Genomic DNA, 12,800 nt, shown 5'->3' with positions numbered 1-12,800 from the left:
TCAGCTGCCCTTGAGATTTTTGCGGCGCTCCTCGACCAGTGCGGCGTACTCCGATTCGGTGGTGGCGAACTTCATGATGCGACTCTTCGGGTCGATCGCCACGAAATAGCGCCAGGTGCCGCGCGCCGGGTGCAGCGCGGCCCTGATGGCCTCGGCCCCGGGGTTGCCGATGGGGCCGGGCGGCAGGCCCGGACGCCGGTAGGTGTTGTACGGCGACGGGCTCCGGACATCTTTGAGCGTCGCCTCGGCGCCGTACTTGTTCAGGCCGTACAGGACCGTGCTGTCGATGTCCAGGCGCATTTTCCGGTCCAGCCGGTTGTGGATGACCCGGGCGATCTTGGCCATGTCCTCGTCCCTGCCCGCCTCGGCCTGGACGATGCTGGCGATGGTCACGATCTCCAGCGGCGTCCTGCCGGCCCGCCTGGCGCCGTCGACCAGGTCGGCGGCCTCGGCGGCGGCCTCGAACCGGGCCACCATCGGCCGCAGGATCTCGGCCGGGCTCGCGGCAGGGGAGAACTCGTAGGTGCCGGGGAAGGCGAACCCTTCGAGCTTCCGCCCGGCATAGGACGGCAGGCCGAGCGCCGTACCGTCCTTGGCGGCCCGCTCGAACTCCGCCGCCGGCCTGCCGGTGAGCTGCGACAGCTGCTTGAGCAGCTGCGAGAGCCGCATCCCCGCCGCCACGTTGACGGTGACCCCCGCCTGGATCGAGACGGCCGGGCGCGGCACGTCGTCACCGGGGGCCCGCGCCGACAGCTGCTGGACCACGAGGGTGGATCCCGCCGCCAGCGCGGCGACGGCCGTCGCCGCCGCCAATGCGGGGCCGCGGCGACGGGGGCGGCGCTCGCGGGGCCGCAGGAACCGCTCCGGCGCGGGCGGCCGCTCTTCGCCGGCCATGTCGGAGAGGGTCTCGCGCAGCAGGTTCTCGATGTTCATCCGAACTCCCTCACGGTGCTCAGTTCAGGCGCCGCCTTCTTCAGGCGTTCCAGCGAGCGGTAGATCTGGCTGCGTACCGACCCCACGCGGACGCCGAGCAGGCGCGCGATCTCGGTCTCGGAGAGGTCCTCGAAGTAGCGGAGCACGAGCATGGTCCGCTGCCGGGGGGTGAGCCGGGACAGGGCCGCGCGCATCACCAGGCGAAGGTCCGCGACGTCGGCGTGCCCGGCGTCGATCCGCTCGGGCGGCCGTCCGGTGGACACCTCCGCGACGCGTGACCGCCGCCGCCACCAGCTCACCTGTTCGTGGTACATGGCACGGCGGACGTATCCCTCGATGGCGGCCGGATCGCGCAGACTGCGCCATTTCGCGGCCGTCTTGACCAGGGCCGACTGCACCAGATCCTCGGCGGCGTGCCGGTCACCGGTCAGCAGGTAAGCGGTGCGGAACAACGCCCCCGATCGGTCGACGACGAACTTTCGGAAGTCCGCCTCAAATCCTGGATCCACCCGTCCTCCTCGCGACGTTCACGGGCAAGGACGCGAGCGGCACGTCGATCTATGCCGGTACGGCCCAGGTTTCTCGCCACCCCGATGGCGTCGGGGTGGCGAGCTCTGAACGTGGTCCCTACGGGCTCAGCCCGTCGCGACGATCCGGTAAGCCCTGATCACCGTCTGCTCCACCGCATTCCCCGCCGTGTCGCCGGATCTGGCTCGCAGCGACACGAAACCGTCGCCCACGGGATGCCGCAGCACCACCCGTGAGCCTCTCACCTCCGCCTTCGCCCAGGTGGCGCCGTCATCGTAGGACACCTCGACGGTCGTCTCCCGAGGGCGTCCCCCCGAGCCGCCCGGCTGCGGGCGCACGGAGAACGGCACGGTGAAGAGCCGGCCCGCGGGCGCGGCGTTCTCCGCGTCCAGCGCAGGGGTGAACGTCACCACGGAGACCGGCAGCCGCACGGTGCCGTCCGCGGCGGTCGCCGAACGGAACGTCCACGCGACCGACACGCGCGTGCCGAGCACGGCGGGAACGCCGCGCTCGGCCTCGGCCACCAGCCGGTATCCCGCCTCGCCGGCCGGCACCTCGAAACGGGCCTGAAGGCCGGCCGCCTCGCCGACGCGTTCGCCGTCGCGATAGAGGGTCAGGCGCTCGGTGGCGCGGGAGGACCAGCCGAGGGAGCCCCGCCCGTCGCCGAACATCCACAGGTCGGCCGAGATCACGTCACCGGTCCGGGAGACGGTGCCGCCTTCCTGGTCGCCCACTGGCAGGGACGGGCCGAACACGCCGCGGTTCCACCACTCCGTCGTGACCCGGCCCGCCGGGTACCGGTGGAAGGCCGACTCGAACTGGTTCACCCGCCCGTCCGCGCCGTACTCCCACAGGTAACGCTGCCAGCGGATGCCGTCCCCGGTGTTGACGTGTTCCGTCCGCACCGAGGGGGTGATGACGGGGTCGGGAGCCAGCCAGGTCGAGATCTTCCCGTCGTGTGGCCAGGCCCGGCTCGCCGCTTCGGCGGTCGCGCCGGGCAGATGGCGCGCGTAGTCGGTGCGTATGGTGGCCAGCCGCTCCCGCGTCGTGTCACGCCGGAACCCGGTCACGACCCTGCCCCGCTCGAACCAGGCCATCCGGTACGTGTCGGCCCCCGCCCAGTGAGCCGCCACCATGGTCAGCAGCCCCTCGTAGTCACGGTCGGGCCCGAGCTGTGCCGTGAACATGCGATCGAACCGGTTGCCGAGCCATCCACGGTCCCGCGGCGTGCCGCCGGGCCCGCGCCGCTGGTAGACGACCTGGCCGAGCACCAGCTTCGCGTCGGCGCTCGGCGTGGTCACGTCGAGCGGCCGGCCGAGCCGGGCGTCGGCGTCCACCGTCCGGTCGGCGTCGAGTCGCAACTCCGGCTGGACGAGCAAAGTGACGCCGTCCTCGTCCAGCACCGTCGTGTCGAACAGCCACCTGCCCTTGGGCAACCGCAGCGTGGTCGTCTCCGCGCCCCCGAACAGCACGATCGGCAGCGCCTCGGCGTCCAACCGGAAGATGCCCGTCTCGAAGGCCCCGGTGGGAATGCCCGCCCTGTTCGTGTGCCTGATCGTCAGGTTGTAGCTCTCGACCTCCTTCTCCACCGCCACGGGGGTGCTCACGCTGACGCCGTCGGCGCCGGAGGCCACGACGTACCCGCCGATGAAGCCGTCGGGCCCGGCGGCACTGGTGTCGGCGGTGACGGCGGCCTCCGCCGCGCCGCCCGCGGGGACGACGATCGTGTCAGGCGACACCGTGAACGCCTCGCCCGCGCGGACGTCGAGCGTGAGGGTGAGCGGCGTGTCGGAGTGGTTGCGGTAGACCAGTTTCCTGGTCACCGCCTCGTCGTCGCCGTGCGGCCACTCCTGTCGCGGGAAGCCGATGCCGGCCGGTTCGGCGGTCACGTTCTGGAGCGTCGCGCGAGCGGCGTCCACCCGGCCCGCGCCCTGCCCGTACACGTTGACAGCGGGGTTGGGCTTGGCCGAGCCCATGAGCGCGGCCTTCAGCGTGTCCGCCTTCCAGCCGGGATGCTCACCGGCCAGCAGGGCCGCGACACCGGCCACGTGCGGGGTGGCCATGGAAGTGCCGGACTTGGTGACGTACGAGCCGGTGCCGGGGCTGTCCTTGCTCCGGGCCGCGGTGATCTCCGCGCCGGGGGCCGTGATGTCCGGTTTAAGCCCGTTGTCACCGACGCGAGGTCCGCGGCTCGAGAACGACGCCGGTTCGTCGGACTTCGTCACCGCGCCCACCGCCAGCGCGGCATCCGCGCTGGCCGGGGACGATACCGACCGATCGGTCCCGGAGTTGCCCGCCGCCACCACGAACAACGTGCCGTACCGCTCGGTCAGCGTCTGGACCGCCTGCTCGATCGGGTCGGTCTCCGGCGTGTCCGCCGTGCCGAGGCTCAGGTTCACGACCTGGGCGCCCTGATCGGCCGCCCACTGCATGCCGGCCAGGATCGCCGACTCGGAGCAGAGGACGGATTCGCACACGCGGCCGTCCAGCAGGGCAGCGTCCGGAGCCACGCCGCGGTAGCGCCCGCCGGAGGCGGCCCCGCTGCCCGCGATGGTGGAGGCGACGTGCGTGCCGTGGCCGACGACATCGCGCTCGTCCGGCTCCTCGGTGAAGTCGCGCCTGGCCACGACCTTGCCGGCGAGGTCCGGGTGAGTGGCGTCGATGCCGGAGTCGAGCACGGCCACCTTCACGCCCTTGCCGGTGTGGCCGCGGGCCCAGGCGTCGGGCGCCCCGATCTGCTTGACGCTCTGGTCCAGCGACACTTTCCTGAACCCGTCGAGCCAGACCTTGCCGCGCGTCCCGAGCAGCCCGGCCCGGCCGGTGGATCCGGCCAGGTCCCGCCAGAACCGCGTCGCCTGCGCGCGTTCCTCCTGTACGGCGTAGCCGCCGACCGCGGGCAGCGCGGCCGACCGGGCGCCGCGGAGCAGGGAGGCCGGCCGCTCCGCCCCGGTGACGATGAGCGGCAGCGAGCCGCGGCGGTCGTCGTATCCGTAGTCGAGCAGCGTCGTCACGTCGAACAGTCGCTCGTCGAGACGTCCGGCCCTGAGCAGCGGGAGCGCGTCGCCGGGGATCACGCGTAACCGGCCCGCGTCCCGGCGGGTGTGGAACATGACCTCGTCGCGGCCCTCGCCCCGCTCGACGAGCGCGGTGTCCGGGCCCACGACGGTCACCCGGTCGCCCGTGATCAAGGTGACGCTCCGGGCCTCCGCCCCGGCCGCGCTCTGCTGCCCCGCCTGCGCGGTGGCGGTGGGTGAGGCGGCGAGCGCGGCCGCGGTCAGCAGTAACACCCCGGCCGCTCTGGCTCCTTTACGCACTGTGAAGCTCCTGATCGTCGACAGTGGATCACTATGTATCTGCCGATGCGACCATTCACGTTCACGCCTGCTAGAGGCCGGTCATCACGAGCCTGATGTAGTAGGAGTAGTAGGTGTCGTCGGTGCCGGTGATGGTCTTCACCAGGCCGACCGACTGCCCCGTGGAGAGCGTGGCGCAGACCGAGCCCTGCGCGGTGATCGTGCCGAGGGTGGTGCCGCCGGAGACCCACGGCGGGGTGACCTCGCGCAGGCTGTAGAGCGCCGAGCCGGAGGAGCTGATCGTGGCGCTCGGGCTCCCGAAGGAAGCGGTGTAGGCGCGGGATCCGGCCCACATGTTGACCCAGTTGTTGCCGGCGGGATACATGATCCCGCCCAGGTTGATCCGGATCTCGTCCACGCCGTCGGACTCGTCCACGTTGTTCGAGTCGATGTAGTCCAGTTCCACCCGGCAGGTCGCGGCCCTGGCCGTCGCGCCGGCGGGGGGTGCGACGGCCAGCGCCGCCGGTACGGCCAGGGTCGCCGTCAGGGCGAGCGCGGGGATCAGTTTCTGAGTGCGCATCCTGTTTCTCCTACGGTGTGAGGTGTGCTCCGCTGCTGTCGCGAAACGCGGCATCAGAGTGGGGCCGGCAGCGTGAGCGGATCGTGAGAGCCCAGGTCAGTGACGGAGAGCACGTTCCATATGCGCCTTTTGGCACAGCCGCGCGGCCGGGGCGCGCCTACTGTGCTGCTTCTATGGGAGAGTCGCTGACCCTGCTGCTGCTCGGTCCGCCGGAGCTGGCCGTCGCGGGGCGGCCGGTGGACATCCGCGCCGCCAAGACGCGCGCCCTGCTCTGCTACCTCGCCGCCACGCCGGGGCCGCGACCGCGCTCGGAGCTGGCCGCGTTGTTGTGGGGCGAGCGGCCTGACGCCAACGCCCGGGGCAGCCTGCGCCTGGCGCTGTCGGAGCTGCGCAAGGAGGTGGGCGGGTGGCTGGACATCACCCGCGACCACGTACGCTTCCGCGCCGGCGACGGCTGCTTCGTCGATCACGGGCGCCTGGCCCAGACGCCGACCGTGGCCGAGGCGCTGCGCTTGTGGCGCGGCGACTTCATGGACGGCGTGTGGTTCTGCGACGCCCCGGCGTTCGGCGGCTGGCTGGAGTCCGAGCGCGGGCGGACCCGGCTCCTGCTGCGCGACCTCCTGCTGCGGGCCGGCTCCGCGCCGCCCGACCAGTTCGTACGGCTGGCGCGGCTGGTGGCCGGGCTGGATCCGTACGACGAGGAGGCGCACCGGCTGCTGATCACGGCGCTGGCCCGGGGCGGGAACCGGGGTGCGGCGCTGGCCTGCTACGACGACCTGCGGCGGCGCCTGGCCGACGAGCTGGGGGTGGAGCCCGCGCCGGAGACGGCGGCCGTCCGCCGCCAGCTCGTCACCCCCGTACGAGCGCCGGAGGCGGCGGTCGTCGGTCGGCAGTTCCGTGCCGCGCCGCCCGTGCCCCGTACCGACCTGTTCGGCCGGGAGACGGAGATCCGGGAACTGCGCGCGCTGCTGGCCCGCGAACGCCTCGTGACCCTGCTCGGCCCCGGCGGCGTCGGCAAGACCCGCCTGGCCATCGCCGCCGCCACGTCGTCGTGCGCGTTCGTGTCCTTCGCCGGGGTGGGCCCGGAGGCGGCCGTCACGACGCTCGCCCGGCGTCTCGGCGTGGACCTCTCCCCGCAGCGCCCTGCCCTTGACCTGCTGCTGGCCGCCCTGTCCGGCCGCGATCAGCTCCTCGTACTGGACAACCTCGAACACCTGCCGGCCATCGACCCGGTCATCGCGCGGATCATGCGTACCGCTCCGGGGGTGCGGATCCTCGCGACCAGCAGACGCCGCCTGGACGTGCCCGGACAGGTGACGTTCGAGGTGGCGGGCCTGCCGGGCCCGGAGGCTGAGGCGTTGTTCGCGTCCAGGGCCGTACGGGCGCAACCGGCCTTCGACCCCGGCCCGCACGCCGTCCCGGTCGCCGCGATCTGCGCCGCCATCGGCGGCCTGCCCCTGGCCATCGAGCTGGCGGCCGGCCTGCTGCGCGCGGTGCCGCTCGCGGAGCTGGCCCAGCGCCTCGGCGTGGACGCCGGCCTGCTGTCCACCGACGGGCCGGCCGCCCGGTCGCGGCACGCCTGCATGCGTACGGTCTTCGAGACCTCCTGGCGGCTGCTCGACCCGGCCGGGAGAGCTGCGCTGGCGGCGTTGTCGGTGTTCAGCGGCGGCTGCACGCTCCGGGCCGCGCTGGAGGTGGCCGGGACCACGCCGCGCGTCCTGGTCCACCTGGTGGATCACAGCATGATCCAGCTCGCCCCGTCCGGCCGCTACGTCCTGCACCCCGTCATCCGGCAGTTCGCCGCCGGACACCTGAACCCCCGGGAGCGCCGCGCGGTGCGGGAACGGCACGCCGCCCACTTCACCCGCCTGCTCGACCGGCACGCCGCCGCCCTCCAGGACGCCTCCGACACCGAGGTCACCCGCGTGCTGGGCGTGGAGCTGGACAACATCCGGCTGGCCTGGGCGGTGTCCGGCCGGCCCGGCTTCCTCGACCGCTACTGGGTGTTGTGCCTGCGCCTGCGTCTGTACGAGGAGTCCGGCGCCGTCGTCCTGCGGCACCTCGCCCGTACGCGCGAGGCCCCGTACCTTCGGGCGCGGTGGTTGCGGATGGCGGGCGTCAGCGAGCACCAGTTGGCCAGGGAGCGCGAGTCCACCCGCCTGGCCAGGGCGGCGCTCGACACGATAGGCGAGCCGCTCCCGATATCCCGCCCCGGCCTCGCCGCCGCCGTCCTGGCGGCCGCCGCCCGCCAGGTCCTCCACCGCGTCCTGCCGATCCGTCGCTCAGGGGCTTCGGCGCAGGCCGAGGCGGCGCAGGCGCTGACGTTCCTGGCGCGGCTGGCCTACCACCAGCAGGACCTGCTCACCATGCTGGCCGCCTCGTTACGCCAGCTCAACGCCGCCGATCGGACGCCGGATGCGGCCCTGCGCGCGGAGGCGTACGCGAACTTCGCCACCATCGCCCGCGTCGCCGGACGACATCGCCTGGCCACCCGCTACGGCGCCCTCGCCGATCGATCGCTGAGCGACATCGACCACCCGACCGAGCCGGCGAGCCGCGCCCGCCTGGCCAGGGGGCTGGATCTGCTCGCGGCCGGGGACTTCGAGGCGGCGTGCGCGTCGTTCACCGAGTGCCGGGCCAGGACGGTCGACCCCCGGGTGGCGGAGAACTGCGCGGGGATGCTCGCCGAGACGGCCCTGTGGCGCGGCGACTTCGAGCAGGCGGCGGAGCTGTTCGCCGCCACGGCGGAGCAGGCGGCCAGGCGGGTGGGCGGCGACGACATCGGCCGCCACTGGTGCCTGATCGGCCAGGCCGAGGCGCTGCTGCGCCTCGACGGGACGAGCGCGGAGCGGATCGGGCAGGTGCTGGCGGCGGCCCGCGCGTCGACCGACCGCCGCCGCGCCCACGAGCAGCGACTCGGCCTGCGTGACGGCACGGTCATGCCGGTGATCCAGGAGATGCGCCTGCTCACGGCCACGGCCCGCCTCGGGCGGATCGGCCCGGGACAGGCGCTGACCACGGTGCTGGAGCTGGCCGCCCGCCTGCCGGCGGGCCGGCGCGGCCTGCTGGAATGCTGGTCCGGCCTGGCCGAACTGCTCGTGTCCCTGCCCCCGGACGCCGCCACGGCGCGTCGGCTCGACCGGCACCTGGCCGGGTTCCAGTCCCGCCACCCCGGCTCCGCGGCCCGCATCGGCTGGGCCCGCGCCCTCGTCCTGGCCCACGGGGGACGGCGGAAGGCCGCGAGGAAAGCGGCGGAACAGGCCATGAGGACGGCCGAACGGCTCTGCGCACCGTACGATCACCGCAGGGCGAAGGAGCTGACCGAGCGCTCCCCGGCCCGTTACGGTCTCACGCCGCGCGGACGACGCGCCTTCCGACGACGGACGTGACGCCCAGGGTGACGCCGATCCCGACCGCGATCGTGACGGCGTAGGGGAGGGGTGCCGCGGCCTGCAGGGGGTTGCCTGTTTTGACGACGGCGAAGGGCAGGACCGTGACGAACGCCCCCACGCTTCCGGCGACGGTGCTGATGGCGGTGGCCGTGCCGATCTCGCGTACCAGCATGCGCTGTGTTTGGGCGCCGGTCGCGCCGATCAGGGACATGGCCGCGAATTCGGAGCGGCGCCGGGTGATGGAGGCGACGAGGTTGTTGGTGAGGGCGATGGCCATGAACGCCGCGATCAGGGCGACGACGAAGTAGTTGATCGACGCCAGGACCTGGGCGGTGCCGTTCGCCGTGCCGGAGCCGTTCTCGATGCCCTGCATGCTGAGCGTGCCCGCGGCGACGCCGACGAAGAGGGTCAGGAACGTCACGGTCGGCCGTACCCGGTCCGGGGCCACGGCGAGGTTGATCGCGGCCAGGCGGGACGGGGCGGTGGTCTGTGCCCGGCGGAAGGCGCTGAGCGTGGCGTTCGCCGTGACGACGAGCTCCGGGGCGAGAATGCACAGGCCGGCGGCGACGAGTACGCAGCCGGGTCCGGTCATCGCGGTGGTGAGCACGTCGGCCGGGTCCATGGCGAGTACAGCGGTCGATGAGGCCAGGCCGGCGGCGATGATGATCGTCGCGGCGACACGGCGCCGCCGTTCCGGACGCCGTACGGTACGACGGCGCGGGGGCGGGGACGCGTCGGCCACCGGGCTGCGATGAGCGAGGGTGCGGCTGCCCATCCACGCGGCCAGCACGCTCGCGGCCAGCACGACGAGCATGCCGAGGACCGGGAGGAGCACGCCGGGCGCGAAGACCGAGGCCGCGTCGGTGAGCCCGGCCGCATGGATGCTCCGCATGACGATCCAGCCGACGAGGTAGCCGCCGGCCAGGCCCGGGAGCGCGGTGACGGCCGAGACGGCCGCCGTCTCGATGGCGAGCAACTGCTGCACCTGCCGCGGACTGGCGCCGATGAGACGGATGCCCGCGATCTCCCCGGCCCGGCCGCCGAGCGCGACGCTGATCGTCGAGACCATGGCGAACAGGACGATCGCGACCGCCCAGCCGCCCATGATGAGCGGGAACTGCACCAGGAACGCGCGGTCGCCGGCGGCCGTGCTCCGGGCCAGCCCGGTGCCGAGCAGGCTCATCATGCCCGTGACCAGGATCGTGCCGACGAGCGCGACCAGGCCGGTGGCGATCGCGGCGGCACGGTGATGCGCGAAGGAGCGCATGGCGATTTTGATCATCGGCTCGCCGCCGCGTCGTTGGCGGCCTGCTCGGCCGATTCGACCAGGACGGCCATTCTGCCGGCGACCTGCTGTGCGGTGGGCCGCGGGAGGTGATCGACGATCCGGCCGTCGGCGAGGAAGAGGACGGCGTCGGAATAGGAGGCGGCGACCGGATCATGCGTGACCATGATGATCGTCTGGCCGCGGTCCGCGAGCTCGCGCATCAACCGCAGGACGTCCCTGGCGCTGCGGATGTCGAGGGCGCCCGTGGGCTCGTCGGCGAAGACGACGTCGGGGTCGGTGATCAACGCTCGCGCGACCGCGACGCGTTGCTTCTGACCGCCGGACAGCTGGTGAGGGCGGTGGCTGCCCCGGTTGCCGAGCCCCACGCGGGCGAGCAGGTCGGTCGTGCGCGCCGGCGTCGTCTCCCGCGAGTCCAGGCGCAGGGGGAGCTCGACGTTGTCGACGGCCGAGAGCGCCGGCAGAAGGTTGAACGACTGGAAGACGAATCCGACGCGGCGCCGGCGCAACTGCGTGAGCCGGGTCTGATCGAGCGAGCGAAGGTCCTGCCCGTCGAGCTCGATGGAGCCGGAGGTCGGCTGCTGCAGCCCGGCGGCGCAGTGCAGGAGCGTGGTCTTGCCGGAACCCGACGGTCCCATGATCGCGATGAAGGAGGACCGGGCGACATCGAGATCGACGCCGCGCAGCGCATGGACCGGCCCGGCCTCTCCCGGGTACTCGCAGCGTAGACCGCGGATGCGCAGCACGGGTGGCGCGGGCGCGGCGGTGGCGTACGGGGTCATGGAACCTCTCTAAATGATTGTTTTAAACGAACATCTTAAACGAACGTTTATTTGATACCGTAGGGCATGTGAGTGCGAAGGACAAGCTGCTGCTGGCGGCGCGCGACTGCCTGCTGACCAAGGGGTACGCGCACACCACCGTGCGAGACCTGGTCGCGGCGTCAGGGGCGAACCAGGCGTCGATCAACTACCACTTCGGGTCCAAGGAGCGACTGCTCACGCGGGCCCTGCGCGATCTCAACACGGAGTGGGGTGAGCTGCTGTTCGCCGTGCTCGAAGAACCCGCCGGGACGCGGTCCGGCGATCAGGAAGCCCTGTGGGGACGGATCATCGACTCGATCCAGGCCAACCGATCGCTGTGGTTCGTCAACTTCGAATCCGTGGCGTCCGCGCGGCAGGACGAGGAGATCCGGGGGATGATCGCCGGCGGTCAGGAGCTCGCGCGGGCATCGCTGGCGCGGGCGTTCGCCGGCCTCGGGCCGGACAGCGATCCGGGGGAGGTCCAGGCGGCCGGATCACACTACCTCGCCCTGCTCGTCGGGCTCGCCTCGCAATGGCTCACCGACCCTGAACGCGCGCCGACGGCGGAGCAGTTCGCCGCCGCCGGCTTCGGCTCCGGCCGTCGCGGGTGACACCGCCCCTGCGCTGCCACCCCCCCGGCTGGGGACGTCCGCCGAGGGGCGACCTGCGCCGACGGTCGGTCCATGCCCTTTGCGGAAGGCGGCACTAAGGCGCGAGGGGAAGGCGCACCTCGAAGCAGGCGCCGCCGTAGGCGGAGTCCAGGACGGCGATGGTTCCCGAGTGGGAGCGTACGACGTCGGAGGCGATCGCCAGGCCCAGACCGGTGCCGCCGTGCCCGCGGCTGCGGGCCGTGTCCAGCCGGGTGAACCGTTCGAAGACCCGCTCGCGATCTTCCTCGGGGATGCCCGGGCCGTCGTCGCCGACCGCCATGATGGCCTGCCCCCCATCGCGGTGCACCTCGACCTCGATCTTTTCGCGGGCATGCCGCTGGGCGTTGTCCAGCAGGTTCGTCAGCACGCGGGTGAGCTGGCTGGACACCCCCTGCACCGTGACACCTTCCGCCAGGCTCGCCCGGACCGGGATCCGGTCGGCGCGCCGGCCCAGTTCCGTACGGGTCAGGTCCCCCAGGTCCACCTTCTCGCGCGCCGCGGATGTGCTGGATCCGAGCCCGGCGAGCATGAGCAGATCCCCCATGATCGCCTGCAGCCGGTCGACGTCGCCCAAGGTCTCGGTGAGCAGCCCATCCACGTCCCGGCCCTGCGGATATATCTGGGCCTCCTCCAGCTTGACGCGCAGCCCGGCCAGCGGGGTGCGCAGTTCGTGCGAGGCGTCGGCCACGAACCGCCGCTGTTCGTAGGTGGCCCGCTCCAGCCGCAGCAGCGTCTGATTGAGCGTATGGATCAGCTTGGCGATCTCGTCGTCGCCTTTCGGCTCGGTGATGCGATCGCTCAGATGGTTGAGGGTGATCGTGGCGAGCTGGGACCGGACGGCCTCCACGGGTCGCAGGATGCGCCCGGTGACCTCCCAGGCGATCCACCCGACGCCGGCGACCAGGATGGCGGCCTGCGCCGCCACGATGGAGTCGACGAACGTGGTGGACGTCAGCGTCGTGGTGCGCCGGGCGGCGTAGACGATCGGGGACCCGGGCCCGTCCACCCGGAGCGCGGTGATGCGCAGGCAGCCTGGCGCGGGGTTGGCGCAGGTCTGGCTGTTCTCCATCGAACCGCCGGAAGAGGGCACCAGCTTCTCCATCGGCTCGCTGCCGGCCGTCGGGGACGCCGCGAGCACATGCCCGCTGGGACTCACGACCTGCAACAGATCGACCCCGGGCACCGACGGCTTGACCGTGCGAGGCAGGACACCCGCGCGTACGGCGGCGGCCGCCAGCACCGCCTGTTGCTGCGTGTCCTGCCATGCCATGTCGGCGATCGCCTCTGAGATCATCTTGCTCATCAACAGGGCCATGGGTATGAGGACCAGCAGCGT

9 protein-coding genes are annotated in these 12,800 nt (G+C 72.5%); 2 read left to right on the top strand and 7 right to left on the bottom strand.

Annotation, left to right across the window (positions count from 1 at the left end):
* The 4 genes from mltG to AB0J87_RS23535 all read right to left on the bottom strand — a co-directional run bounded on the left by mltG (window position 1) and on the right by AB0J87_RS23535 (window position 5,334).
* On the bottom strand, window positions 1–933 hold the full coding sequence (gene mltG / locus AB0J87_RS23550) for an endolytic transglycosylase MltG (RefSeq protein WP_363968268.1): 933 nt from the start codon (window positions 931–933) through the stop codon (window positions 1–3).
* Window positions 930–1,442: a SigE family RNA polymerase sigma factor gene (locus AB0J87_RS23545; protein ID WP_363968266.1), complete on the bottom strand. Its 513-nt coding sequence runs from the start codon at window positions 1,440–1,442 to the stop codon at window positions 930–932. The genes mltG and AB0J87_RS23545 overlap by 4 nt, the downstream gene beginning before the upstream one ends.
* 126 nt (window positions 1,443–1,568) lie before the next feature.
* A complete protein-coding gene (locus AB0J87_RS23540; protein ID WP_363968264.1) occupies window positions 1,569–4,748 on the bottom strand; it encodes a S8 family serine peptidase in 3,180 nt (1,059 codons plus the stop codon).
* Window positions 4,749–4,845: 97 nt separating this feature from the next.
* The gene (locus AB0J87_RS23535; RefSeq protein WP_363968263.1) at window positions 4,846–5,334 is read right to left on the bottom strand and encodes a hypothetical protein; all 489 of its coding nucleotides are present in this window, start codon (window positions 5,332–5,334) and stop codon (window positions 4,846–4,848) included.
* Window positions 5,335–5,507: 173 nt separating this feature from the next.
* Between AB0J87_RS23535 and AB0J87_RS23530 the strand changes: the two genes are divergently transcribed.
* Window positions 5,508–8,723: a BTAD domain-containing putative transcriptional regulator gene (locus tag AB0J87_RS23530; protein WP_363968261.1), complete on the top strand. Its 3,216-nt coding sequence runs from the start codon at window positions 5,508–5,510 to the stop codon at window positions 8,721–8,723.
* Here AB0J87_RS23530 and AB0J87_RS23525 read toward each other — a convergent pair.
* Window positions 8,683–10,008 carry an ABC transporter permease gene (locus AB0J87_RS23525; protein ID WP_363968260.1) on the bottom strand — a complete coding sequence of 442 codons (1,326 nt, stop codon included), beginning with the start codon at window positions 10,006–10,008 and terminating at the stop codon, window positions 8,683–8,685. The two genes, AB0J87_RS23530 and AB0J87_RS23525, sit on opposite strands and share 41 nt — an antisense overlap.
* Window positions 10,005–10,793, bottom strand: coding sequence for an ABC transporter ATP-binding protein (locus AB0J87_RS23520; protein WP_363968258.1), 789 nt, complete (start codon window positions 10,791–10,793; stop codon window positions 10,005–10,007). The genes AB0J87_RS23525 and AB0J87_RS23520 overlap by 4 nt, the downstream gene beginning before the upstream one ends.
* A gap of 68 nt (window positions 10,794–10,861) precedes the next feature.
* Here AB0J87_RS23520 and AB0J87_RS23515 point away from each other — a divergent pair, with 68 nt between their 5' ends.
* On the top strand, window positions 10,862–11,425 hold the full coding sequence (locus AB0J87_RS23515) for a TetR/AcrR family transcriptional regulator (RefSeq protein ID WP_363968256.1): 564 nt from the start codon (window positions 10,862–10,864) through the stop codon (window positions 11,423–11,425).
* Between the two features lie 94 nt (window positions 11,426–11,519).
* Here AB0J87_RS23515 and AB0J87_RS23510 read toward each other — a convergent pair whose 3' ends face one another.
* Window positions 11,520–12,767, bottom strand: coding sequence for a HAMP domain-containing sensor histidine kinase (locus tag AB0J87_RS23510; RefSeq protein ID WP_363968254.1), 1,248 nt, complete (start codon window positions 12,765–12,767; stop codon window positions 11,520–11,522).
* Between the last annotated feature and the right edge of the window lie 33 nt (window positions 12,768–12,800).

It is taken from the genome of Nonomuraea sp. NPDC049625, from assembly GCF_040675285.1.
GTDB lineage: Bacteria > Actinomycetota > Actinomycetes > Streptosporangiales > Streptosporangiaceae > Nonomuraea > Nonomuraea angiospora_A.
The sequence above is the reverse complement of the archived record's forward strand: the minus strand, read 5'-3'. Positions and strand labels throughout refer to the sequence as shown.

What these genes read in the sequence shown, in the direction of transcription:
- AB0J87_RS23510 (WP_363968254.1), bottom strand. Translation starts at nt 12,767, where the DNA reads ATGAGCAAGATGATCTCAGAGGCGATCGCCGACATGGCATGGCAGGAC.
- AB0J87_RS23525 (WP_363968260.1), bottom strand. Translation starts at nt 10,008, where the DNA reads ATGATCAAAATCGCCATGCGCTCCTTCGCGCATCACCGTGCCGCCGCG.
- AB0J87_RS23520 (WP_363968258.1), bottom strand. Translation starts at nt 10,793, where the DNA reads ATGACCCCGTACGCCACCGCCGCGCCCGCGCCACCCGTGCTGCGCATC.
- mltG (WP_363968268.1), bottom strand. Translation starts at nt 933, where the DNA reads ATGAACATCGAGAACCTGCTGCGCGAGACCCTCTCCGACATGGCCGGC.
- AB0J87_RS23530 (WP_363968261.1), top strand. Translation starts at nt 5,508, where the DNA reads ATGGGAGAGTCGCTGACCCTGCTGCTGCTCGGTCCGCCGGAGCTGGCC.
- AB0J87_RS23535 (WP_363968263.1), bottom strand. Translation starts at nt 5,334, where the DNA reads ATGCGCACTCAGAAACTGATCCCCGCGCTCGCCCTGACGGCGACCCTG.